17 protein-coding genes, 1 other RNA gene and 2 pseudogenes are annotated in these 24,207 nt (G+C 43.0%); 8 read left to right on the top strand and 12 right to left on the bottom strand.

Features of this window, described 5'->3' with window-relative positions; genetic code table 11:
• Nucleotides 1–179: 179 nt before the first annotated feature.
• Both ACRRSX_RS09820 and ACRRSX_RS09815 read left to right on the top strand, forming a co-directional pair.
• Entirely contained in the window at nucleotides 180–1,124 is a 945-nt protein-coding gene (locus ACRRSX_RS09820) for a LysR substrate-binding domain-containing protein (RefSeq protein ID WP_432453386.1), read from the top strand.
• Between the two features lie 142 nt (nucleotides 1,125–1,266).
• Nucleotides 1,267–3,276, top strand: coding sequence for a TonB-dependent receptor domain-containing protein (locus ACRRSX_RS09815; RefSeq protein ID WP_432453387.1), 2,010 nt, complete (start codon nucleotides 1,267–1,269; stop codon nucleotides 3,274–3,276).
• A gap of 242 nt (nucleotides 3,277–3,518) precedes the next feature.
• Here ACRRSX_RS09815 and ACRRSX_RS09810 read toward each other — a convergent pair whose 3' ends face one another.
• The gene (locus ACRRSX_RS09810; protein WP_432453388.1) at nucleotides 3,519–4,148 is read right to left on the bottom strand and encodes a PEP-CTERM sorting domain-containing protein; all 630 of its coding nucleotides are present in this window, start codon (nucleotides 4,146–4,148) and stop codon (nucleotides 3,519–3,521) included.
• Nucleotides 4,149–4,683: 535 nt separating this feature from the next.
• Between ACRRSX_RS09810 and ACRRSX_RS09805 the strand changes: the two genes are divergently transcribed.
• The 4 genes and pseudogenes from ACRRSX_RS09805 (at nucleotide 4,684) to ACRRSX_RS09790 (ending at nucleotide 9,145) form a co-directional block, all read left to right on the top strand.
• A complete protein-coding gene (locus tag ACRRSX_RS09805; RefSeq protein ID WP_432453389.1) occupies nucleotides 4,684–5,676 on the top strand; it encodes a transposase in 993 nt (330 codons plus the stop codon).
• Between the two features lie 367 nt (nucleotides 5,677–6,043).
• Nucleotides 6,044–6,622 (top strand): annotated as a pseudogene (locus tag ACRRSX_RS09800) (transposase); the annotation flags it as partial.
• 410 nt (nucleotides 6,623–7,032) lie between these two features.
• Nucleotides 7,033–7,497 carry a GNAT family N-acetyltransferase gene (locus tag ACRRSX_RS09795; RefSeq protein ID WP_432453390.1) on the top strand — a complete coding sequence of 155 codons (465 nt, stop codon included), beginning with the start codon at nucleotides 7,033–7,035 and terminating at the stop codon, nucleotides 7,495–7,497.
• Nucleotides 7,498–7,914: 417 nt separating this feature from the next.
• Nucleotides 7,915–9,145: pseudogene (locus tag ACRRSX_RS09790) on the top strand (ISL3 family transposase).
• 208 nt (nucleotides 9,146–9,353) lie between these two features.
• On the opposite strand, the gene ACRRSX_RS09785 reads toward ACRRSX_RS09790, so the two are convergent.
• The 6 genes from ACRRSX_RS09785 to ffs all read right to left on the bottom strand — a co-directional run bounded on the left by ACRRSX_RS09785 (nucleotide 9,354) and on the right by ffs (nucleotide 15,856).
• Nucleotides 9,354–10,133 carry a phosphotransferase gene (locus ACRRSX_RS09785; protein WP_432453391.1) on the bottom strand — a complete coding sequence of 260 codons (780 nt, stop codon included), beginning with the start codon at nucleotides 10,131–10,133 and terminating at the stop codon, nucleotides 9,354–9,356.
• Nucleotides 10,134–10,409: 276 nt separating this feature from the next.
• Nucleotides 10,410–11,906: a DHA2 family efflux MFS transporter permease subunit gene (locus ACRRSX_RS09780; protein WP_432453392.1), complete on the bottom strand. Its 1,497-nt coding sequence runs from the start codon at nucleotides 11,904–11,906 to the stop codon at nucleotides 10,410–10,412.
• A 12-nt stretch (nucleotides 11,907–11,918) separates the two neighbouring features.
• Nucleotides 11,919–13,112 carry an efflux RND transporter periplasmic adaptor subunit gene (locus tag ACRRSX_RS09775; protein WP_432453393.1) on the bottom strand — a complete coding sequence of 398 codons (1,194 nt, stop codon included), beginning with the start codon at nucleotides 13,110–13,112 and terminating at the stop codon, nucleotides 11,919–11,921.
• A 20-nt stretch (nucleotides 13,113–13,132) separates the two neighbouring features.
• On the bottom strand, nucleotides 13,133–14,578 hold the full coding sequence (locus ACRRSX_RS09770; protein ID WP_432453394.1) for an efflux transporter outer membrane subunit: 1,446 nt from the start codon (nucleotides 14,576–14,578) through the stop codon (nucleotides 13,133–13,135).
• On the bottom strand, nucleotides 14,575–15,063 hold the full coding sequence (locus ACRRSX_RS09765; RefSeq protein WP_432453395.1) for a MarR family winged helix-turn-helix transcriptional regulator: 489 nt from the start codon (nucleotides 15,061–15,063) through the stop codon (nucleotides 14,575–14,577). The genes ACRRSX_RS09770 and ACRRSX_RS09765 overlap by 4 nt, the downstream gene beginning before the upstream one ends.
• 696 nt (nucleotides 15,064–15,759) lie before the next feature.
• Nucleotides 15,760–15,856: signal recognition particle sRNA small type (gene ffs / locus ACRRSX_RS09760), an RNA gene on the bottom strand.
• 122 nt (nucleotides 15,857–15,978) lie between these two features.
• Here ffs and ACRRSX_RS09755 point away from each other — a divergent pair.
• Entirely contained in the window at nucleotides 15,979–16,707 is a 729-nt protein-coding gene (locus ACRRSX_RS09755) for a DUF547 domain-containing protein (protein ID WP_432453396.1), read from the top strand.
• A 52-nt stretch (nucleotides 16,708–16,759) separates the two neighbouring features.
• Here ACRRSX_RS09755 and pfkA read toward each other — a convergent pair whose 3' ends face one another.
• On the bottom strand, nucleotides 16,760–17,722 hold the full coding sequence (pfkA, locus tag ACRRSX_RS09750; RefSeq protein ID WP_432456189.1) for a 6-phosphofructokinase: 963 nt from the start codon (nucleotides 17,720–17,722) through the stop codon (nucleotides 16,760–16,762).
• Between the two features lie 456 nt (nucleotides 17,723–18,178).
• Here pfkA and ACRRSX_RS09745 point away from each other — a divergent pair, with 456 nt between their 5' ends.
• Nucleotides 18,179–18,319 (top strand): hypothetical protein, encoded by a 141-nt coding sequence (locus ACRRSX_RS09745; protein WP_432453397.1) that lies wholly within the window; start codon nucleotides 18,179–18,181, stop codon nucleotides 18,317–18,319.
• 54 nt (nucleotides 18,320–18,373) lie between these two features.
• Here ACRRSX_RS09745 and ACRRSX_RS09740 read toward each other — a convergent pair whose 3' ends face one another.
• The 4 genes from ACRRSX_RS09740 to odhB form a co-directional block, all read right to left on the bottom strand.
• Nucleotides 18,374–20,461, bottom strand: coding sequence for a hypothetical protein (locus ACRRSX_RS09740; RefSeq protein WP_432453398.1), 2,088 nt, complete (start codon nucleotides 20,459–20,461; stop codon nucleotides 18,374–18,376).
• Between the two features lie 403 nt (nucleotides 20,462–20,864).
• Entirely contained in the window at nucleotides 20,865–21,737 is an 873-nt protein-coding gene (sucD, locus tag ACRRSX_RS09735) for a succinate--CoA ligase subunit alpha (protein ID WP_432453399.1), read from the bottom strand.
• On the bottom strand, nucleotides 21,737–22,903 hold the full coding sequence (sucC, locus tag ACRRSX_RS09730; RefSeq protein WP_432453400.1) for an ADP-forming succinate--CoA ligase subunit beta: 1,167 nt from the start codon (nucleotides 22,901–22,903) through the stop codon (nucleotides 21,737–21,739). Before sucC ends, sucD begins: the two co-directional genes overlap by 1 nt.
• Nucleotides 22,904–22,995: 92 nt before the next feature.
• Nucleotides 22,996–24,186, bottom strand: a complete 1,191-nt coding sequence (odhB, locus tag ACRRSX_RS09725; RefSeq protein ID WP_432453401.1) for a 2-oxoglutarate dehydrogenase complex dihydrolipoyllysine-residue succinyltransferase — start codon at nucleotides 24,184–24,186, stop codon at nucleotides 22,996–22,998.
• Between the last annotated feature and the right edge of the window lie 21 nt (nucleotides 24,187–24,207).

Raw genomic sequence — 24,207 nt, 5'->3', positions numbered from 1 at the left:
CAACGTGATTACACGTTCAAAATAAAGCATCCAAATAGTTAAACTAAAAAATAATCGCAAAGCCACGCGCTAGATCAACTTAAAGTTAAATTTAAATGCAAATCATTCTTGTTGGCATCAACAGTAACAAATAGACTTCATCCGTCAACTGAATATTGTTAATAGTAGCTATCCATCTTATGAATTTACGAAGTATCGATCTCAACCTACTGCTGATATTGCAGCAACTGTTAAATCAAAAGCATGTCTCCAAAACCGCTCGGTCTCTCAACATCAGTCAACCCTCGGTGAGTCGCGCACTACAAAAGCTCAGAGTCATTTTTAAAGATGAGCTACTGGTCAGAACCAATCAAGGTTACGATTTAACTAATCGTGCTAAAGTTTTACTCAAGGATTTAGAGCGTCTGATTGCGGAGATGGAAACCCTGTTTGACGGCCAACAATTTGAGCCAGCCAACAGTAGAAAAACCATCAAAATGTTCGGTCTACTGCCAGATATCAACTATCTACTACCGCCCTTTTTTAAACTGCTGCGTCAACAAGCCCCCAATATGACGCTAGACGTTGACACTATCCCGCAAGATCATTTTAGTCCCCTGGAAAATGGTGGCACCCACTTTGTACTCTCTGCATTTACACCTAGTTCTAGCCAACAAGAGCTCTATCGCATGCCCATCGCTCAATTGGAATTTAAATTGGTGATGAATCAGGATCACCCCTTAGCCAAGCAAGTGATCAACTTGGACAACCTACTTGAGTGCAATTTTGGGGCAATTTCCATTCAAGGTGATAAACGCTTTACCTTAGAACAACAACTCCGAAATAACGGCTTACTAACAAAGCAGCAACAGCTTCGAGTTCCGCTGACACTGACCAACTTTAACGCAGCCGCCTGCCTAGCCGAGGTGAGTGATATTATTTTCCAGCTGCCTGCCCACTTTGCCGACAGCATTTGCCAAGGGCGAAATTTGGTGGCCCGCTCAAACCTAAAAGCACTAAAAATCAATAACCCAATCATCTATTTGTACTGGCATAAGCGCCATCATAACGACGCAATGTGTTGTTGGGTAAGGGAACAGTTTAAAGCACTTTACAATAACAAAGCTGACAAGCCGCTCAACTAAACGTTTTGCTTAGTCTTATCAGAGCCAGTATGCAATAGATGAATAGTTACCATACAAATTTACAATGGCACTCGCGTTGACTTCATCGGGAAATTCACCGACTTTAGCGCAAATTATTCTCATTAGCATTATGGATATACCAATGACATTGTCAGGAAACGCTCGCTTACGCACTGCTCCGACTTACTTCGTCGCTGCACTTACAACACTTAGTAGCCCCAGCATATTGGCCAACGAGGGCGAGCAAACCACTGAGAAATTTGAACAGATAGTTATCACGGCATCGCGTACCCAAGCGAGCGTGGCAAAAGCCCCTGCCTCTATTTCAGTGATTAGCGCCGAACAAATTCAAAGTAAACCCAACATCAACTTGGCAGATATAGTTAAAGAAGCGGTGGGCGTAGAATCCATCAAAGAAAGTGGCCGAGCTGGGCGTGAGCAAGTCAGTATTCGTGGTATGGATGCTAAATATACATTAGTACTAGTGAATGGTCGACGAATGAGCTCTAGCAGTGCGATTGTGCGAGGAAATGACTTCGACCTTTCCACAATTCCGGTCGACAGCATCGAACGCATCGAAATTATTCGCGGGCCAATGTCGGCGCTCTATGGCTCGGATGGGATGGGCGGTACCATTAATATCATCACCAAAACACCACAAAATGCTTGGCAATCTACCCTCAACGGCAATTTATCAAGCCCAGCCGATGGCAACGGTGGCGAGCAATACTTACTTGGCTTAAATACTGGCGGCGCATTAATCAACGACAAGCTATATGCTCGCTTTGCGCTCAACGAAAGCTATCGAAATTCTTGGAACCCCTACACAGGCACTGGCAATACCAGCAACGGCTCCTACGACCGAGCCGATGTAACCGCTATCGAGAAACGCGATACTCTAAGTATGCAAGGAGCGCTGTCTTGGTATCTTAACGATCAGCAAATTATCGATTTGGATCTCAGCTATAGCGATGACTTTCGAGACTCCCTAATCGAAGGGAATAAAGGCGGCCAACCGTCGATTACCGCCAGTGAACAGAAAGTAATACGCCATAGTCAAGCACTGACTCACAGCGGTTTTTGGCGCTGGGGAGATAGCCAAACGCGCTATTCTCACGAACAAGTCAAAGTTGAAGGCCAAGCCACTAGCGAAGACGCGCTAGAAACCAATCATATTTTCGAATCTTCAGCCACCACTTATCTGGCTACCCACAGCTTAACCTTTGGTGGTGATGCCCGTTATAGTTCCCTTGACGACCCCAATAACTTACCGAATAGCAAACAAACTAGTGTTCAGCAGCAAGCGCTATTTGTGCAAGATGAATGGGCCTTTGCGAGAGACTGGACCGCCACGCTAGGTGCTCGTGTCGACCATCACCAAGACTTTGGGACCGAGCTAAGCCCTCGCGCCTATTTGGTTAACCAAGTTAATCCAAATCTAGTGATTAAAGGCGGTGTGGGCAAAGCCTTTAAGGCACCAACCATGGTACAGCTGAATCCAGATTTTACGCTCTCTAGCTGTGGCGGCCATTGTTATGTGGTTGGTACCCCAGATCTCCAGCCAGAAACCAGTGTCAACTACGAACTCTCGGCTTTATATCATCAGCACTCGTGGTCACTCGCCGCCACAATATTTAGAAATGAAGTCGATAACCTGATCCAACGTAGTGGTACTCAAATCGATGATGGCCAATACGATAGACCCTATGAATACTATGAAAATGTAGAGCAAGCCCTATTTCAAGGCTTAGAACTCGAAAGCAGTGTTGAGCTTTCAGCACAGTTGAGTATTAAAGCAAACTATAGCTTTACCGATGCTCGCGATGCGACTACCAATCAACAGCTCACCAATCGCTATAAGCATTCTTCACTGTTGCAACTCAACTGGAAGCCAAGCGAGCACTTATCAGCATTCACCAGTGCCAACTATCGCGGTCGAAAAATAATCGAACAAAATGACAATGGGGAAGAACTAATCCAAGCACCTTATACCCTCATCAACATCGGCTTAAATTATCAGCTAAACGACAGCTTTAAGTTTCGCGCAGGGATCGACAACCTAAGTAACCAAAAGCTAAGCGACGATATTATTGCCTTAGGTCATGTGGAATCGCCACGCACTTATTATGTTGGTATGTCTGCTAATTTCTAGGAGAAAGTTTAATAAGCGGCTTCGCCCTACTTAAAAGAGGCGAAGCGCCTATTGAATGTCATCAATCAAGGTCATCACCGCGGATGAATTACCATAGCGTTTACCAGCATGTTAGTCTTCGCCACACAAAAAAGTCCAACGAACGCAGCGGGAAACGCAATGACAATTTTAGATATTGACTAACATTTCGCTAGTTAAGATGGATGTCTTGTTATCTTCTATCTTCAATGAGATATCTATTTTTATTTAGCTTTCAATTTACGAAAGGTAAAAATAAAAATCAAAAGCAACATAAATAATATAATTGTAGGTGGTTCAGGAACGCTTGTTGTTCCTGAATGCCCAACAATTAAATCATCAATATATATTGTTCCATTAGTAGGTGCAGCTGGTTTAATTTCCACTCTTGATATTCCAACATTTGAAATAAATCCTCCAAAGTTAACGACACCACTTCTTAAATATATAGACTCCAATAATAAATCATTAGAGTCATAAATAGATAATTGCTCTGCATCGGCTAAACTGGTATTTGAAAGGCCAATAGAAAAAACAAGGCTATCGAAATTAATCTGTATTGGATTAACAAAATCTTTGTTTAGCAATACATTAGCTCCAGACTTAGACGTTCCTCCACAGCAACCTGGATATACTATTGCATTAGCAAATGTAATTCCTTCGACTTCAGTGCTTATTAAGGTGTTCACTTGAAAATCGTCAAAATTGTAAAGATCGTAATCAACTAGCTGTGATGTAAAATGAGATTCACTAGTAAAAGTTTCAATAATAGTTGCGTTTGCGGATGATACTGACATAAGAATCAAAAGTAAGATAGGCATGCATAGTATATTTTTTAACATTGATATTTTCATATTTTCCTTTAATGATTGGTTAAGTTGCAGTTTTAAGTAAACTATAAAGTAATAAGCCAAACGGTGCTCATCACCGTAGCTAGCGAATCCCCTCATAATCCCTAGGAAATTCATATAAGTAGACGCGCCCCCCGTTGTTTGATCTCATTAATTTCGCCAAAAACCTTTTCTATCAAACCCTACACGGAGGCAGTCGGGATGCGCGAAATTCAAATTCTACACCAAATGCTTATTGAGCTACGTCATAATATTTACAAAAAATGCCTTAACTCTCCGAGAGTTGTTACTATTAGATTAGCGTCAAAGTAGACACCCATCCCAACTAACCAAATGGCGAAAAACGTCATAGTAGACACCCACCCCAACTAACGAAATGCTTATTACAGTCTAAACTGTCAATAGTAGCGTCAAAGTAGACACCCATCCCAACTAACCAAATGGCGAAAAACGTCAAAGAAGACACCCACCCCAACTAACGAAACGCCTTTATTATAGTCTAAACTATCAATAGTGATTTATTTGGGGAGTTATTATTATGCCTCGGTCAAGACGCTCGCAGGTGAGCTTATCGGATACACTCTACTATCATTGTGTTTCCCGTTGTGTTCGACGGGCGTTTCTGTGTGGCGAAGACAAGGTAAGTGGTAAAAGCTATGAGCACCGCCGCCAGTGGGTCGAGGATTATCTACTCAAATTGGCGTCGGTGTTCGCCATTGATGTTTGTGCTTATGCTGTCATGAGTAATCATACCCACCTCGTGCTACATGTTAATCCGCAACAAGCAGAAGCCTGGTCAATGGATGAAGTCTTAGAACGCTGGCATAGCTTGCATCAGGGCACCTTACTGACTCAGATGTATCTCAACCTTGAGTTACGTCCGCAGTTGAGTGAGGTGCAACTACAAGCCATTCGCGCCACCGCCGAAGTGTATCGGACTCGCCTGTATGACTTAAGCTGGTTTATGCGCCATTTAAACGAACACATTGCGCGAGCCGTCAATCAAGAAGACCAATGTACCGGTCGATTTTGGGAAGGACGCTTTAAATCCCAAGCGCTTTTGGATGAAGCCGCCCTCATGGCGTGTATGGCTTACGTAGACTTAAACCCCATCAGAGCCAAGATGGCAAGTACACCAGAGGGCTCTGCTCATACCAGCGTACAACGACGAGCAAAAGCCGCTCAGCTAAAACAAGCCCAGGCAACAAACCTGTTTCCCTTTGTGGGTAACCCAAGAGAGCCGATGCCCCAAGGCTTACCCTTTGAGCTGAAAGACTATCTTGAGTTGGTTGATATGACCGGACGCATGGTAAGAGAGGATAAACGGGGTGACATCGACAGTGGCGAAAGTTCCATCATCCAACGCTTAGGGATAAATGAAGCGCAGTGGCTGATTTTAAGCGGTGAGTTTGAACGGCACTTTTCTGGGGCAGTCGGTCAAGAAAGCTTGCTCAGGGAATACCATCAGCATATGGGACATAAACGAACGGCCGGTTTAAGTTGCTGCAAACGTTTGCTAAACCGCGCTTAAGCGCGAGCTTACTTTCGAACCACCCTCAATCATCAGTCTTGTATGGGGGGATACCTTGCCTTGCTGAGACGCACATTGGCCCAGAAATTATCAAACCGAGTCACCTACGGTGAATTTAGCCGTTAATCGGCATGACAATCGCCTCAGAACTAAATGATTGTAGTGGTGTTCACTTCACCAACGCTGTTACTGTCCCTGTAGTTTTTATCATGGATGTCCATGCTCTTCACGAAATGAGCCATTTTGGCAAGCTTACCCGTTAATCGGCATGACAATAGCCTGAGGACTAAATAATTGCAGTGGTGTTCACTTCACTAACGCTGTTACTGTCCCTGTAGTTTTTATCATGGATGTCCATGCTCTTCACTTAAGCTGGTTTATGCGCCATTTAAACGAACACATTGCGCGAGCCGCCAATCAAGAAGACCAATGTACCGGTCGATTTTGGGAAGGACGCTTTAAATCCCAAGCGCTTTTGGATGAAGCCGCCCTCATGGCGTGTATGGCTTACGTAGACTTAAACCCCATCAGAGCCAAGATGGCAAGTACACCAGAGGACTCGGCCCATACCAGCGTACAGCGACGAGCAAAAGCCGCTCAGCTAAAACAAGCCCAGGCAACAAACCTGTTTCCCTTTGTGGGTAACCCAAGAGAGCCGATGCCCCAAGGCTTACCCTTTGAGCTGAAAGACTATCTTGAGTTGGTTGATATGACCGGACGCATGGTAAGAGAGGATAAACGGGGTGACATCGACAGTGGCGAAAGTTCCATCATCCAACGCTTAGGGATAAATGAAGCGCAGTGGCTGATTTTAAGCGGTGAGTTTGAACGGCACTTTTCTGGGGCAGTCGGTCAAGAAAGCTTGCTCAGGGAATACCATCAGCATATGGGACATAAACGAACGGCCGGTTTAAGTTGCAGCAAACGTTTGCTAAACCGCGCTTAAGCGCGAGCTTACTTTCGAACTATGTCTTAATCATCAGTATTGTATCGGTGGTGATACCTTGCTGAGGCGCACATTGGCCCAGAAATCACCAAACTGAGTCACCTACTGTGAATTTAGCCGTTAATCGGCATGACAATCGCCTCAGAACTAAATGATTGTAGTGGTGTTCACTTCACTAACGTTGTTACTGTATTTATGGTTTTTAATATGGATGTCCACTTTAACATGGATGTCCACTTTAACACCACAAAGTGAAGTTGAAGAAAGCGGGATGGAGCGACGATTATCGGGCACGAGTCTTCTTTGGGTTATAAATCCATCAAAGTATGCTCCCGCCCTGGTGATACAGGGGGTCGCTAGAAGTGGACGTTATGTGTTAGTTTATCCTCCTAACCATCACGGAGTAATATATGACTGATGTTATTATCAGAACTGCAAATTTAAATGATATGAATACGCTGCTTGAATTTGAGCAATATATAATTTCTGTAGAGCGCTCATTTGATAAACATTTAAAAGATGAACCTATTTCATATTATGATTTAAAAGAATTAATTTTGTCTGAAAATGCTAAAGTTATTGTAGCTGAAATGGATAATAATATTGTAGGTTCAGGATACGCGGATATTAAAGAGTCAAAGCCATATATGGAACATGAATATCATTCTTATCTTGGTTTTATGTATGTAGCCCCTGCTTATCGAGGCAAAGGTATCAATAAGTTGATTCTTAACTCCCTTAAGCGCTGGAGTAAAACTAAAAATGTTCATCATTTATATCTAGATGTATATGCTGACAATCAAGCTGCAATTCGAGCTTACGAAAAAGCAGGTTTTGAAAGTAGCCTACTTGAAATGAGAATCGCCCTTGATTAGAAAATCCATACAAATTAGAATAGGTGTCACGCAGCCAACACTTTATTCGGATGTTGAACAAGCCCGATCGTCTAATGTCGCTTCTCTTATATTGAATTCCGATTCCAAACTTATTTGTACCTCATGACTTGGATAGCTAACAGTATATTAATATGCAAATTCCCATCTTTCACGCATGCGAAGTTACCACCTATCACGCAGCACAGAAATTCACACAGCCTTTAATATTCAATTTTATCAACAGCATATCAGTGAATCACCATTTTGACCATGCGCGAAAGATGGTAATGCATTTGCAGAAAGATGGGAATCCACTTAACTGTATATAATTGGCTCTTCACCGAATGTAGTGGAAACACTTTCAACAAACATTAATGAGCGAGATAATAAGTAAACGTTCATGAATACCTCGCGACCATGCAAGACACGACGCTTTATCAATCCATTCTTGGATTAACTCATCCTTGGGCTGTTTCATCTGTTGAACTCAATGAGTTAACCCAAACCATCACCGTACGCGTTGACTATGACCGAGGCTCATTAACGGCTTGCCCCTCTTGCGGTAAGGCTGTTCGTCGACACGATACTCGGCGGCGGGTTTGGCGACATTTAGATACCTGTCAGTTTGAAACGCGCATTGAGGCTGAAGTACCTAGGGCTGATTGCCCAGAGCATGGGGTACAAACACTTCAAGAGCCTTGGGCGACAAGTAACAGTCGCTACACAGAGCTGTTTGAGGCTCGCGTTATAGAGATGCTTAAAGTCAGTTCCTTATACGCGGTGAGTAAAACCTATCGGCTTAGCTGGGGAGCCATTGACCGGATGATGACTCGGGCCGTTCAACGCGGTCTGACAGCCAGAACCACCATCAACTACCAAGACCTGTTGGTCGATGAAACGGCATTTAAGAAAGGCCATGACTATGTCACGGTATTATCCAATCGTGATGGTCAGGTGATATCGGTTGAAGACGGTCGAACAGGCATGAGCCTATCTGCTTGCTTTAAGGCATTGCCCCCTGAGTCAACAATGGTTACACGTTCCATATCGATGGACATGAGCAGAGCATATATAAACGCAGCATATGACTACTTCGGTGAGCGGGCTAAGCAAATGATAGCCATAGACCATTTTCATATCGCAAAGGTGCTCACTAAAGCGGTGAATTAAGTGAGAAAAAGCGAACTCATGGCGTTGCCCCAGCATTTAAAAAGAGAGTGCCACCAAACACGGTATGGATGGTTAAAACGAAACAGCCACCTACATGGGACATTGAGAGAAAGAGTGAATGCGCTGGCCAAGATGATGCAAAATACTGGCCTTGAGCTGGATATTCAAAGAGCAAGCAAGAGCCATTTGGTATGGCCATGCAGCTAACGCCAAAGCGGCTTGGAATGATTGGTTAGCACTCATAAAGGTCAGTCAAATCAGGCCGATGATGACAGCAGCAGAAACCGTGAAAACGCACTTAAAGGGCATCATCAATGCGATGCGTTATAAGGTATCAAATGGCTTGGCAGAAGCGATAAATGGAAACATTCAGCGCCTAAAAATACGTTCGATGGGTTTTAGAAATAAAGAACGCTTTAAGCGAGCTATTTTATTTCACTTTGGAGGGCTTGATATGACTTTCCACCAAGAACGGTGAAGAGCCATACCATCACAGTAGTTTACCCATAAAAAAAGAAAAGCTAAGCGTAAGCTGGTTTTTCAGGAGTATAGCTTTGGCTTGTCGTAACAAGTAATACGACAACAATGAGATAAATCATGAATGCTGAACTATTCACTTACAGCAAAAAATAATCAGACTTTAATGTATTGTTCAATACTTTATTGTACGCCAACAATTGGCCGAACTAATCGCCATTTAGACTGTCCGTAATTATTTGTTGATGCAGCTTTAAATATTCAATGTCTGCTATATAAGCCAAATGATGGTCATCCTTGAGATTAGCAATAAATGCCTCATTCCCTTTGGCTGCTTGGTCGTGCATAAAATCAAGCAAGGCTTGTATCCTCGATATCATCACATCAACTAACTGGACACGCTCGGAATATGGCAAGCCATATGAATCACAAAATTGCTTTGCACGAATGGATTGCAGCCTTAAATCCCCCAAGGCATCATTCGGTTTAGTCTTAAATGGTGCCCAGCAATAAACAGCGTAAGCGACATCCCAAATTCTTGGAGCTGGATGCGCGGTATCAAAATCAAAAATACCAACCACTGTATTTCCATTTAATGCCACATTGTACGGTGCATAATCACCGTGGCAGATGACTTCTTGTGGTTCTCTTGCCGGTAGCAACCACTTGAATTGATTGCTTTGTCCACACTGAACAAATGAAACGGTGGCATCGTGATATAGACGTAAAACAGCGGCTGCAGAACATAATGCAGCTTTCGTTGCGATAGCACCGACCAATGGGTAGTTGTAAACATCACCAAGTATATAAGATAGGATCTCATGTCCCTGCTCATCGAAACCAAATGATTCTGGAGCGCCGTAAAACTGCTCACGTTTTAAGTGCCTGAGTAATTGATGAATCGATTGCGACCAAAATCCACAGGGACGATAAACCTTGTCTGCTAAACGAAAAACCGAGCCTTTTCGACCACCTTGAAGTTCTTCCATAAGGCTCCTGCTGTCTCATATTTGATGCATTGATTACTAGGTGTGGTATCACGATTTCATATTGATTTCAGTAGCATCAATCATAAATCAACAACTAAGTTATGCTAAAAAGAGTTATTGTCGATGGAAGAATAACATTAAGAACCAAGTAAAAATCACAGTTAAAATAGTACTCACCTGCAAACAGAAAACACCCAAATAAAAGAAAAGCCAGTCATTTCAATTGACTGGCTCTACACTTAAAAGAGTGATTGAAAGCTTACTCAGCAGCAGTATTTAAGCATGTTTCACCGCCTTCCTGGTCAAGAAAATAAACGGAACTAAGGCGATAAATAACACCATCAAAATAGTAAACAAGTCAATCGTCGACATCATGAATGATTGCGTCGTAATTGAACCATTTAAAATGGCTAAGGTAGTTTCAGAATGTCTCTGTAGCGAAGGCGCAATCAAAGGATTATACGGAGAGATATGCTCCGTCATAACCGAATGGTGTAAGCTAGCATTTCTCGACCAAATCCAAGTGGTCAACGACGAAGCAAAGCTAGCGCCAATGGTGCGTATAAAAGTCGACAATGAGGCGGCATCAGAGACATCGGGCCCACTAAGATCTGACAACAAAATAGTTGTCATCGGCATAAAGAACAACGAAATACCGATCCCCATAAACAGTTGAACCGCCGCGATGCTCGCAAAATCAATCTCGATATTGAATTTAGCACGCGCGTAACAACTGATCCCAATGACCAGAAATGATGTCGCGGCTAATTTCCGCATATCAAGATGACTACCAAACCGTCCCAGAATAGGAGTCATAAATAGCGGTATCACGCCCAATGGTGCCGCTGCAAACCCAGCCCATAAAGCGGTATAGCCCATTTGACTTTGTAACCACTGCGGCAGGATCAAGTTAATACTAAAAAAGCCAGAATACCCCAAGGTCAATAAAATAGTACCAATGCAAAAATTACGATTGGCAAAAAGGCGCAGGTTGATGATTGGATTCTCATCGGTGAGCTCCCAAATCACCATAAATACCAGCATAATCACCGCAAATACGGTGCCGCCAATGATCCATGGGTTTGCAAACCAATCCAGCTCATTTCCTTTATCCAGTACAATTTGTAAGGCACCAACCCCTAAAGCCATGGTTGCTAAGCCAATAATATCCAGTTTTGACTTAACCGGCTTATGTGGACGGTCTTTGAGCTGGGTCAAAATAACCATCACGGTAAATATACCGATAGGAATATTAATTAAGAAGATCCATGGCCAACTATAGTCGTAGGTTAACCACCCACCTAAGATAGGCCCAACAATCGGACCCACTACCGCCACCATCCCCAGCAATGCCAAAGCCATACTGCGTTTTTCTTTGGGAAAGATAGACAACAGCAAGACTTGACTCATCGGAAACAGCGGTGCAGCGGCAAAACCTTGCAAAGTACGGAATAACACCAGCTCGCCCATACTTTGCGAAATACCGCAGAGGAAGGAAGTGACACTAAAGGCGATTAGCGCACCAACATACAACTGTACTTCCCCCACTCTACGACTCAACCACGCGGTAATCGGCAAACCAATGGCATTACTCACGGTGAAGGAGGTAATGACCCAAGTCCCTTGATTGAGACTCACGCCCATATTCCCCGCAATTGTCGGTAGTGATACGTTGGCGATCGTAGTGTCGAGTACTTGCATGAACACACCAAGCGCAATTGCAAATACACACAGGCCCATATTGGCGGGTCGAAACCCCTGTTGTTCACTCATTTCACTACCTTTCTATTTCTGGGCAACGTATAACTCGCCCAAAATATCGTTTTCAGAAATAATGTGAACGATCAAATCATCAACGCCTTGCAACGATTGTGCGTATACATCGGTTTGGTAACGCGCTACCGCCTTTGAGTTCTTTTGCGCCAATAACTGACCACTGGTGTCTTTGGTATCAACGTGTACCATCATCGATAAACCGATCCGCAGTGGCGATTTTTCAATTTCGCGTTTATCTAAGGCAATTCGTACCGGTAAGCGCTGTACCACTTTAATCCAGTTACCAGTGGCGTTTTGCGCCGGGAGGATAGAAAAGGCACTACCAGTACCAATCCCTAAATTCTCAACCGACCCGTGAAACTCCACCTCATCACCATACAAATCAGAGGTGAGAGTCACTGGCTGACCAATCCGCATATCATTGAGTTGCGTCTCTTTGAAGTTGGCATCAATCCATACTTCATCCAATGGAACCACAGCCATTAAGGTTGAACTTTGATTAATCCGTTGACCCACTTGCACATTGCGCTGTGCGACATAACCTGAAACCGGAGCAACCAAACGAGTACGTTGCTTCGCCAAATAAGCTTGTTTCACTTTAGTGATTGCAGTTTTGACCAAGGGATGGGTTTCAACAGTGGTGTTATGGATCATCGCTTGGTGGGATTTCAACTGCTGCTCTGCAACTGCCAGTGTTTTCTTGGCTGAATTCACCATGTCTTTGGCATGGCTTAGATCTTCTTGAGAAAGACCACCCGCTTTCACCATATCTGCACGACGTTTTAAATCACTTTTAGCTTTATTTAAGGCGATGGTCTTCTCATCAACCACGGCTTTTGCTTGTTCAACATTGTTAAACAAACTACGAACTTGGCGAACCGTTTGTGCTAGGTTTGCCATCGAACTTTCAAAAGCGACTTCGGCGTCGGCATCATCAAGACGAACCAATTCTTGGCCTTTTTCAACATAATCACCGTCGTCGGCCACAATTTTAGTCACAGTCCCGCTGATTTCTGGGGTGATTTGAACCACGTTGCCATTCACATAAGCATCTTCGGTTTCTTCATTGTCTACAACATAATTTGTGTAGTAATAACTCGCGCCTACACCAGCAAGCAACAGCACTGCTGCAAAAATAGTGAAACTTTTTTTACGCTTACCTTTTTGGGGTGACGCTACATTTTCAATATGTGTATCTTGCATTCTTATAACCTTAATAACGACTAGTTATCAGCACGAGTAGAGGGAACTGATTGCTCTTGGCGAAAGCCACCGCCTAAAGCACGCACCAGTAGCACTTGCTGTTCTTGCTGCTGATTTTTTAATAATGTAAACGACGATTCAGCCAGAATAAGTTGCTGCTCCGCCATAAGAACCTCAAGCTGGCTTCCCATCCCAGCTTCGTAACGTTTTTCGGTGATCACGTAACTCTTGTCTGCCAAGTGCATACTTTCGTGAGCATCTTTGAGCTGAGTCTGAATAGACTGGAGGGACAAAATGCTATCACTGACTTCACCCAGCGCATTCACCAAGGTTTTGTTGTACTGCGCGACAGCAGTATCGTAACCCGCTGTTTTTTCGATTAATGTTGCTTTTAAGCCAGTGGTGAATAGCGGCAGAGAAATCGCAGGTTGCACGCTCCAAGCACGACTCGCATCTTCAAACACTGCATCACCAAGCATGGCTTTAAATCCAGCGGTCGCACTAAGATTCACATTTGGATAAAAACGCGTTTTTGCAGAATCAATTTCTTTACTCATGGCTTCGACCCGCCACTTCGCAGCCACAATATCGGGACGGTGAGAAAGTAAGTTTGCAGGCATCTCGCGCGGTAACGCTAAGTGAGTATCCATATGGACGCTTGGACGATGAATGCTCGTAGCAATATCAGGACCTTGGCCAACTAAAGTCGCTAAGACATTTTTAAGTTGCTTCACCGCCAGTGTGCGTTTCTTTAGGGTTTGCTTAGCCGACGCAGCACCGCTTTGTGCAGTGTAGAGTCGATCTTCAGAAGTTAAACCGTGTTTAAACAGGCGTGATGTAATATCAACAATCCCCACAGTACGATCTAAATCTTTCTGCGCCAAATCTTGCAAAGCGTAGGCATTCGAGAGTTGAACATAGCGATGAACAATCGCTGTCGACAGGGTAATTTTCGCGGCCTGATGATCAACTTCAGCCGCCCGCTGATTATTCACCGCAGCTTCCCAGCTATCGCGCTCTCCCCCCCACAAATCAAATGAGTAATAGCCATTCAAACCAAGGTTATAAACAGTGCCATAGCGATTCCCCTGCAAACTATAATCTTGGGAACGGGATAAACGCGCTCTTGATACACCGGCGTCAGCGGTAATCACCGGATCAAATTGAGCGTCTGCCGCCATCACCATCGACGACGCATTGACTAAAGCTGCATTTGCTAACTGAATATCTGGGCTATTTTTTAAAGCTGTTTTAATCAAACGCTCTAATTGAGGGTCATCAAGTGGTAGCCACCAATTTTCGGCTGGCCATAGTGCAGGTGATAAATGCTGTGCATTAAGAACTTCACTGTGCTCAATTATCGATTTTTCGGCCAATTGATTGTGGGGCTGGATATTTTTCGGCGCAGCACAACCATATAACAGCAGCGTCACCATCACTGGCGTTAACTTTGTATATTTTCTCATTCAGGGTCTGTACCTTTCAAATATTTTTTCTGGCAATTCTCAGGAATTTTAGAAGTGACAATCTTTATCAGACAATGACGAAATTGCTCGATTTCTTGCTTCGATAGCGCTTGAGTTAACTCATCGATAGCACTTTTCGCAAGCGGTAGCGAACGTTCGACCACCGAACTCCCTGTCGGGGTTAAATGGATGATCTGCGAACGACGATCCGTCGGGTCTGGGACTCGTTCTATAAGTGATTTTTTTTCAAGTCTATCCAACATTCGAGTAATCGCACTATTATCAACATTGAGCGATTTTCCTATTTCTGAAGGCCTATTCAGGCGAAAATGATAAATCTGAAACAAGACCTTTGCCTGGGTAGACGTAATGTCCTCGGGGATAAGATGTTGGTCTAAAAGCCTATCTTTGATGTAACAGCTTTTACCTAGCAAAAAGCCGATATTATCTAGCATAAAATCTTTTTGTTCTTTGGTTACGGTCATCACTCACTCACAAAATGATTGCCACTGCATTAGTTGCCTATGCAATTATTGTTACTGCAATGATAATTGCAAAAAATGTGATGTCAATCGATATATCTCATTTGAGGATAAAACCGGCTATAACTCATTGGGAAAATGCCTGTAAAAACCTTCACGATTGCTGAAGCTGCGCTATATCTGAATGAGAGTGATAAAACACGAGCATCACTTTCACACAAAATAGAATGTGTTATTTATCAGGTGTTAAACTAAGTTTTAAGCTCGATGAAGGCATTAATTTAAATGATAAGTAGAAAGCATTTAGCGAAGGCGTATCTATCGGATTGAAGCTAAGAAAAACTAAGTTTGGACCGCTATTCAAATAAATAGACGTTCAAATAGTGCTAGTGAGGCAAGCTTATACCAATCTGATTCATTATATGATCAACTTATTGCGCCGAGTAAATCTGCCGATAACCAGCCATGAAGTGCAGTAACTAGTGACTCTAATTACAATATACATCATACATTTAGCGCTGATTTAGGTTAACAAGAATGAACAATTAATGAGTTCGATTGGCATTAGGCCAGCCCAAACTCCAAAACGCTATTGATATAGCCTACGCCGCAAAAAAGACTAAGCTAAGTGATATAAGCAATCGACTGATTCAATTGAAATTTATGGAATGTAATAGAATATATGGGATTGGGTGGCAACCCTATCAGCCACATCCCGGCACTCGAGTCGTCTGCTGCGGTTGCTCCCTTCCGGGCCTGGCCGAGTTCACAGAGTATCAATGCGGGAGGACCAACAGGGCCACCATAGATGAGCTTCCGAAGAAGCGAGGCTATTCTCGCTTAAGCCTTCCCTTATTGCAAACGCTAAAAGTACTTTTCCACCCTAGAATCGGTCTGTTTGCTCAAGTTTTAATCCTTATGAGTCTATTTAGTCAACCTATGGCGGTTGCCCAGCCCTTTGATCAGCAACTATGGGATGAATTACTACAAGAATATGTGCATTGGCCAGTTGCTAATCATGAAAGTCGAGTTGATTACAGCAATTTTGATCAAGCTAAATTGCAGCGTTACTTGGTATCCGTTGCGAAGGTAAGCCAAGTCCAATTTAATGCCTGGACTCAAGATCAACAACTGGCCTTTCTAATTAATGCTTATAACGCTTATACAGTGCAATTCGTCTTAAGTGCCTACCCAAACATTACTTCTATTCGAGACTTAGGATCGTGGTTTCAATCGCCCTGGAAGAAAAAGCGCTTTGATCTATTTGGGGAAAAGGTCAGCCTTGATGATATAGAACATGAATTGATTAGGCCTGTTTACAATAATCCATGGATCCATAGCGCAGTCGTTTGTGCCGCAAAAAGCTGCCCGCCCTTACAAAGCACAGCCTATCGTGCGGAGCATCTGCAACAACAACTAGAGCGCGCGTTTCGAGCTTTCTTAAACAGTGACAAAAATACTTACCATGCAACAAATAACCAACTACAGTTATCATCGATATTTAAGTGGTACAAAGAAGATTTTGGTGCTGACTTAAAACGTTACTTAAGTCATTATTCGAAAGAATTAAAGGCTGAACCGCGGGAGCTCCAAGCCGCCTCAATTGTTTATCTGGATTATGATTGGTCACTCAATGCTTATGAGTAAGGCAATAAACATAAAAAAACCTGCATCCGCAGGTTTTTGTTAGAATAAAAGCTTAAAACAAACGACGAGATAGTTCGTATAAGTCTTCATTAAATGGACGTTTCATATTTTCGATACAATCAATAATATCGTGATGGACCATTTTATTATTTTGAATACCAATGCAACGACCCCCCTCGCCTTCAAGTAGCAAGTCGACCGCGTAAGCCCCCATACGACTGGCCATCACTCGGTCACGACCGGTTGGTGTACCACCACGCTGAATATGGCCCAGAATCGTCGCTCGAGTTTCCCGACCCGTCGCCATTTCAATACCTGCCGCCAACTCATTCACATTAGTGATATGTTCGGTGATGGCAATAATCGCATGTTTTTTACCTTTTTTCTGGCCATCTTTTAAGCTTTTGAGCAACTCTTCGCGACTAAAGCCCTTTTCAGGAATAATCACATACTCTGCACCACCTGCAATACTCGCCTGCATCGCAAGATCGCCACAGTAACGTCCCATGATCTCGATCACCGAAATACGATTATGTGAAGAAGAAGTATCCCGAATACGGTCAATCGCATCAATCACAACATTGAGTGCCGTATCAAAACCAATCGTATAGTCAGTCCCTGCAATATCATTATCGATGGTACCTGGCAAACCAATACATGGAAAACCCATTTCAGTTAACTTTTTGGCGCCCATGTATGAACCATCACCACCAATGACAACTAAAGCTTCAATACCGTGTTTTTCTAAGTTTTTAACGGCAACTTCCCGAACCGCGAGTTCTTTAAACTCAGGAAAACGAGCGGAGCCTAGAAAAGTACCACCACGGTTGATAACATCGGAAACACTGAAGCGATCCAATTTTTTAATATTGTCTTCATGCAGGCCCATATAACCATCATAAATACCATAAACTTCAATGCCTTGAGACAAGGCACTACGTACCACTGCTCGTACGGCTGCATTCATACCAGGGGCATCACCACCACTAGTTAAAACACCAATTTTTTTAACCATCATTCCCTCACTAAAAGCTGAATTGACCAAATTTACAAAAATAATTCAACAAATATGTCCGATAGGATCATTTCTAAACCAAAGATATACCGTGATAAACAGATCTATCAGAACAAAAAATCTTTAAAATAATAGAGTTATTGCGATATACATCGCCATTAGAGACTCTTTTTTGTGTCGGCATTGTGCCATGCACAAGGTTAACCTTTTATGACCCTAATCAGATAACGCCGACATTTTGGAACAAATTCTCATACTTGTCCAAAGTTAATCTGAGCCTCATTAGCAATCGCCAATTGATTCAGGCATACAGCGCATTTATTTAGTTAAACATCAATTTAAACCACAAAACGAAGTAAATAGTTCATTTTTGATTCACATTTATGTAGCATGGCGCCCACATACTGAATGTCATACAAATGATTTTTCAGTTTTTATGCTTTAAAAGGAGATCACATGAAGTCTGAACTTCACTATATTATTGAACGAAACATCGCAACTAACCGCAAAGCCGTGATGAATTACAATTTACTAAAACAACAACAGCAAGATACTACGCCCGAGTCCCAAACAGCAGCCACCACAACCTCTGCATAAGCAAGCGCACAGATACCAAAAAGGAGGCTTTGCAGCCCCCTCTGGTATTTGTATTTACTTAGCTTTAATGACCGGATCTATTGCATGTAACGTTGGCGATAAATGAATCACGCCATCGGCTTGAGTATCCAAGGAAAGAATATTTGTCTTACTAATTCGATGACGATATATCTCGCGTAGATATTTCACCGCATTCTCCACATTTTTAAAGCCAAGACGAATATCGTTAATTGACACAAACTTGTTTGAGTCTCCAATCAGCTCTCGATATTTTTTTTCATACATAGGCTTAATCGCATACCAATTCGTATCAAGAATTTTAGCCGGATTTTCAAACTCCCACAAAAATGCATGTAACTCTTCGGGCTTAAACTCATCTTCCATAATAAAGCGCAATATAGCTTGATCAATGTCGTCATTATAACGGAACTCATCTTTCGCAAAGCAGCGCTTAATATAAGCGACAACCAAGGTTAAAAAGTCATCACTCAAGCATGGGCTTTTCGCAACCAGTGTCGTTAAGGACAAATTCGCTGAAGCCCCAATCACCAAGGCATAACGCTTTAAAGTAGTATTTGGAAACAACTTATTGATATGTACTTTTAATTTATTTAGGTCCATGAATGACAATTTATAGTCTTTCGGTAGAGAAATAATGGAAATCACCGACGAACAATGCTTGAAGAAGTGTAATTGATTTAACTGTTCTGCATCGTAGTGGCTATCTTGATATTTCTTTAATGACTGCTTATAACGTTGCGACTCAATCGGCAAAATACTAATGCCTTCGATGGCTTGCGTATCTTGATTGAAATGAGGAAGATCAATAGACCGAAAGAATAATTCATCAATATCTATATCATCATGTACTGCTTTGTTCACCACACTCTCAGCATAGGCAACGGCCACGGGACCCGCCATACTCATAAATAGATCATTGGCGTCTAAACGAACGGTTTCTGAAATATCAATCCCCGCTCGCCTAAAGTAATTTTCATCATAATCGGTTGTAACAGCTTGCGCAGTTAGAATATTAAAGATCTGCTGAGAGATATATTGGTTGGCGTGTTTCTCCATCGTATTGACATCAATATCTTTAGCAATGTCACTCTCGTCCTGTTCGACATAGCGCATAATATCGTTAGAAATCAACATCATTGAGTTCCATGGACGGATCCGTCGCATGACATCGTCTGGCGTATCGATGCTCTCTCGTTCAACGTTATAAGAAAAATCCCACTCTTCCGATAGATACTTACAAAGCAGACGTCCAGCATTAATATGTAAGGCTTCGGATACCTCAATACTATTACCTGAGATGTTTGGCAAAATACAGATACCGGAAGTAAAAATAGGCTCAAATACAAATGAGTCGCGCTTGTCTGGTTGATTTGATGGATTGACTTGATAATCAAACGTTTTACTAAGGTAGGAAAATTGTTGGGCTAAACCAAACTCAGAAGCCATGCCTGAGCCTGTGCCACCTCCCGCACTAAAAATATAAAAATACAAGCGTGACTGATTAGCTTTTATCCCACAAGAATCAACCAAATAAGAATGAATATGCCGCCAATCTTCGTTTCTAAAGCTTCCGGTGTCTTTGTTTAAAATGATTTTCGCAAGATATTGCCCTAGGATCGGTGCATTACCGGCACCACCCGCGTGTACCTCCGACAAATCCATTAACTGCAGCTTTTTATATTCGTCTAAAAACTGTTGACGACCTGACTGTGAGGAATACTTGATTCGGCCCGCGATATCCTTGTCTAAATCTCCGACTAATACTACTGGTTCAATCAAGAAAACAGGATTGTCTTCATTACCAGAATCAATCGGTAAATGATTTTTAATCCAGCGCATCGGCTTAAACTCTCGCTCCTGCGCCAACTGGTCTTGATACTCAATTTCTTTAAGATAATGCGTTCGAGAGTTGTATACTAAAGTGGCTACATCCAACGCGATATTTGAGCCACATCGGCCGAGGCCAATCAAGCAAACCGAGGGGAAGCTTTGCTCCAATATGTCTTTTTCTTCGGATAAATTGGGAAAGATATTTTGTCTCACCTTATCCAAGTTGCTCAAAATCTTTTCTAAGCTACTTTCCGTGTAATACAAATGTTCTATAGGCAGAGAATCCTTCATGATGCCTCCTTGTCGTTAGTCTATTGATTATTATATTTGCATCCGTGTACCCCATCGTTGTTGATCCGCTTGATAAAATCAAGTGATTCAGCTCGCTAACATCACTTATTGTGATATTAAGAATAAGTGATGTGACATTTGAAACTGAATGACTCGCATAAACCTCTTCGTGATACCCATCAAACTTATTATCACTTCGTTCTTGCTGACCTAAATAACCACTAACTGCGTGATGTATCGAGTCATTAGAGCCACTAGTTACTGCACTTAATGCCTCGTTATCGGCAGATTTATTCTGTGCAATAAGTTGATCATATAATGAATTAGATTGGTATGACTGGTCAGTCATACGATTCGAGACATAAAAAAAGCGCCCTTAGGCGCTTTATAAGATTAATAGAAATTACCAGCCGGTGACTTCACGTAAGGCTTTGCCAATATCAGCTAAACTTCGCACTGTTTTTACACCTGCATCTTCAAGAGCAGCAAATTTATCCGCTGCCGTTCCTTTACCACCGGCAATAATCGCACCGGCGTGGCCCATACGTTTACCAGGAGGCGCAGTAACACCCGCAATATAAGAAACAACGGGCTTGGTGACATTCGCTTTAATGTATGCGGCAGCTTCTTCTTCCGCGCTACCACCAATTTCACCGATCATCACGATGGCTTCCGTTTTAGCATCATTCTGAAACATTTCTAGAATGTCGATAAAGTTTGAACCTGGGATGGGGTCTCCGCCAATACCAACACAAGTTGACTGGCCAAAGCCCTCATCGGTAGTTTGCTTAACCGCTTCGTAAGTGAGCGTACCAGAGCGCGATACAATCCCCACTTTACCCGCTTTATGAATATGGCCAGGCATAATACCTATTTTACATTCATCAGGCGTAATTACACCCGGACAGTTAGGGCCAATCATACGCGCCCCAGCTTCATCTAACTTCACTTTTACTTCAAGCATATCCAAGGTTGGAATACCTTCGGTAATCGTAATGATGATTTTAATGCCAGCAGCAATCGCTTCTAAGATAGCGTCTTTACAAAATGGGGCTGGTACATAGATAACAGTTGCATCGGCGCCTGTTGCTTGTACGGCTTGACTTACAGTATTAAATACCGGTAGGCCTAAATGCGTTTGACCGCCTTTACCTGGTGATACTCCGCCAACCATTTGGGTTCCGTACTCTATCGCTTGCTCTGAGTGGAAAGTACCTTGTCCACCAGTGAAACCTTGACAGATTACTTTGGTATTTTTGTCGATTAAAATGCTCATTATTTGGCCTCCGCAGCTTTAACGACTTGCTCTGCAGCATCCGTTAAGCTGGTCGCTGCAATAATGTTAAGGCCAGACTCAGCCAAACGTTGGGTTCCTAATTCAGCGTTGTTGCCCTCAAGGCGAACGACCACCGGAACATTCACGCCAACTTCTTCAACCGCACCAATAATACCATCGGCAATTAAATCACAACGAACAATGCCACCGAAGATGTTTACCAGTACCGCTTTCACTTTGTCATCAGACAAAATAATCTTGAACGCCTCAGTAACCCGCTCTTTGGTCGCACCGCCGCCAACATCTAAGAAGTTAGCGGGTGAGCCGCCATGCAATTGCACGATATCCATGGTTCCCATCGCAAGACCAGCACCATTCACCATACAACCAATGCTACCATCAAGAGCGACATAATTAAGCTCCCATTGAGCAGCATGCGCCTCACGCTCGTCTTCTTGCGAAGCATCGTGCATTTCACGCAGTTTAGGCTGACGGTACATCGCGTTTGAATCGATATTAATTTTTCCATCGAGACAAATTAAGTCGCCACTACCAGTGACCACTAACGGGTTAATTTCTAGTAAGGCTAAATCGTGATCGGTAAACATGTCAGCCAAACCAATAAAGATTTTAGTAAATTGGCGAATTTGATTCCCAACTAAACCTAATTTAAATGCAAGCTCGCGGGCTTGATATGGCTGAGGCCCGACCAATGGGTCTATTGCCATTTGATGGATCAACTCAGGCGTTTCTTCGGCGACTTTTTCAATCTCCATACCACCTTCTGTTGAAGCCATAAAAACCACTCGACGAGAAGCGCGATCGACAACAGCACCTAAATATAGCTCATTGGCGATATCGGAAGCTTCTTCAACCAAAATTTTAGAGACTGGTTGACCATTCGCATCCGTTTGATAAGTGACTAAGTTTTTGCCTAACCACTGCTGCGCGAAAGCTTTGATCTCTTCTTTATCAGAAGTGACTTTTACGCCCCCTGCTTTACCACGTCCACCCGCGTGAACCTGACATTTTACAACCCAAGTTGAACCAGGGATTTTACCTGCAGCTTCAGCTGCTTCTTGTGGGGTATCGCAGGCGTAACCTTCTGGCACTGGCAAGCCATAATCGGCAAATAATTGCTTGGCCTGATATTCATGCAAATTCATGATGTTCTATCCATAGTGTTAGGGGATACATTAGAGGTGTAATACACCTTTCCGAAATAGGGCCTGAAGATCAGGCCCAAAACAAACTTGTGTTAAACGTCTAGCAACAGGCGAGTTGGGTCTTCGAGTAACTCTTTAATGGTGACTAAAAACCCAACCGACTCTTTTCCATCCACCAAACGATGATCATAAGACAATGCGAGGTACATCATTGGCAAAATTTCCACTTGCCCATTCACCGCCATTGGCCGATCTTGAATTTTATGCATCCCTAAAATAGCGCTTTGAGGTGGGTTAATAATTGGTGTAGACATCAATGAACCAAACACCCCGCCATTGGTAATTGTGAAATTTCCACCCATCAGCTCATCAACGGTTAACTTACCGTCACGGCCTTTAATCGCTAGTTCACGGATCCCTTTTTCGATATCTGCAACACTCAGCAAGTCACAGTCACGAAGGACTGGAGTAACCAAACCACGTGGCGTTGAAACGGCAATGCTCACATCAAAATAATTATGATAGACAATCTCGTCCCCATCGATTGATGCATTGACTTCTGGAAAACGTTTTAGAGCCTCAACCACGGCTTTCACATAAAACGACATAAATCCAAGTCGAATATCATGACGTTTTTCAAACACCTCTTGATATTGCTTGCGCAACTTCATGATCGGTTTCATGTTCACTTCATTAAACGTCGTTAACATCGCAGTGGTGTTTTTAGCTTCTAATAAACGTTCTGCCACACGTTTACGTAAACGTGTCATTGGCACGCGTTTTTGGCTGCGCGAGGATAATGGTGGTTGAGCGACAGCCGGAGCTTGAGCTTTAACAGCTTGAGGGGCTGATGCAGCTGCTGGCTTAGCGACATGCGCTTCAACATCTTCTTTAGTAATTCTCCCACTCGGGCCCGTTCCTTTAATTGCAGAGGCATCGAGGCCTTTTTCTGCCACCAAACGGCGAACTGAAGGAGAAAGCTCTTCGTTACTTTGTTTATTCTCTACGACCGTTTCTGCAGGTTTCGCTTCTTCACCTGCGACCGCGCCCGCTTTCATTTTACCAATTAATTGTTGACCTAATACCGTGGCCCCTTCGGCTTCGATAATTTCTTCAAGTACACCGTCTTCCATTGCTGGAACTTCAAGTACAACTTTGTCGGTCTCGATATCCACAATCACTTCATCACGCGCGACGGCATCACCGGGTTGCTTATGCCAAACTGCGATGGTTGCGTCAGCTACTGATTCGGGTAGGTCTGGCACTTTTATTTCAATGCTCATTAAGGCTTCCTTTAATTCTTA

This window comes from Agarivorans sp. QJM3NY_30 (assembly GCF_050870855.2).
In the GTDB taxonomy this organism is placed as follows: Bacteria; Pseudomonadota; Gammaproteobacteria; order Enterobacterales; family Celerinatantimonadaceae; genus Agarivorans.
Note: the sequence above shows the minus strand (reverse complement) of the source record. Positions and strands in the feature narration are given on the sequence as shown.

Bases quoted from the DNA above. Each gene is read 5' to 3' on its own strand.
- ACRRSX_RS09820 (WP_432453386.1), top strand. From the start codon at position 180: ATGAATTTACGAAGTATCGATCTCAACCTACTGCTGATATTGCAGCAA.
- ACRRSX_RS09815 (WP_432453387.1), top strand. From the start codon at position 1,267: ATGACATTGTCAGGAAACGCTCGCTTACGCACTGCTCCGACTTACTTC.
- ACRRSX_RS09810 (WP_432453388.1), bottom strand. From the start codon at position 4,148: ATGAAAATATCAATGTTAAAAAATATACTATGCATGCCTATCTTACTT.
- ACRRSX_RS09805 (WP_432453389.1), top strand. From the start codon at position 4,684: ATGCCTCGGTCAAGACGCTCGCAGGTGAGCTTATCGGATACACTCTAC.
- ACRRSX_RS09795 (WP_432453390.1), top strand. From the start codon at position 7,033: ATGACTGATGTTATTATCAGAACTGCAAATTTAAATGATATGAATACG.
- ACRRSX_RS09785 (WP_432453391.1), bottom strand. From the start codon at position 10,133: ATGGAAGAACTTCAAGGTGGTCGAAAAGGCTCGGTTTTTCGTTTAGCA.
- ACRRSX_RS09780 (WP_432453392.1), bottom strand. From the start codon at position 11,906: ATGAGTGAACAACAGGGGTTTCGACCCGCCAATATGGGCCTGTGTGTA.
- ACRRSX_RS09775 (WP_432453393.1), bottom strand. From the start codon at position 13,112: ATGCAAGATACACATATTGAAAATGTAGCGTCACCCCAAAAAGGTAAG.
- ACRRSX_RS09770 (WP_432453394.1), bottom strand. From the start codon at position 14,578: ATGAGAAAATATACAAAGTTAACGCCAGTGATGGTGACGCTGCTGTTA.
- ACRRSX_RS09765 (WP_432453395.1), bottom strand. From the start codon at position 15,063: ATGACCGTAACCAAAGAACAAAAAGATTTTATGCTAGATAATATCGGC.
- ACRRSX_RS09755 (WP_432453396.1), top strand. From the start codon at position 15,979: ATGAGTCTATTTAGTCAACCTATGGCGGTTGCCCAGCCCTTTGATCAG.
- pfkA (WP_432456189.1), bottom strand. From the start codon at position 17,722: ATGGTTAAAAAAATTGGTGTTTTAACTAGTGGTGGTGATGCCCCTGGT.
- ACRRSX_RS09745 (WP_432453397.1), top strand. From the start codon at position 18,179: ATGAAGTCTGAACTTCACTATATTATTGAACGAAACATCGCAACTAAC.
- ACRRSX_RS09740 (WP_432453398.1), bottom strand. From the start codon at position 20,461: ATGAAGGATTCTCTGCCTATAGAACATTTGTATTACACGGAAAGTAGC.
- sucD (WP_432453399.1), bottom strand. From the start codon at position 21,737: ATGAGCATTTTAATCGACAAAAATACCAAAGTAATCTGTCAAGGTTTC.
- sucC (WP_432453400.1), bottom strand. From the start codon at position 22,903: ATGAATTTGCATGAATATCAGGCCAAGCAATTATTTGCCGATTATGGC.
- odhB (WP_432453401.1), bottom strand. From the start codon at position 24,186: ATGAGCATTGAAATAAAAGTGCCAGACCTACCCGAATCAGTAGCTGAC.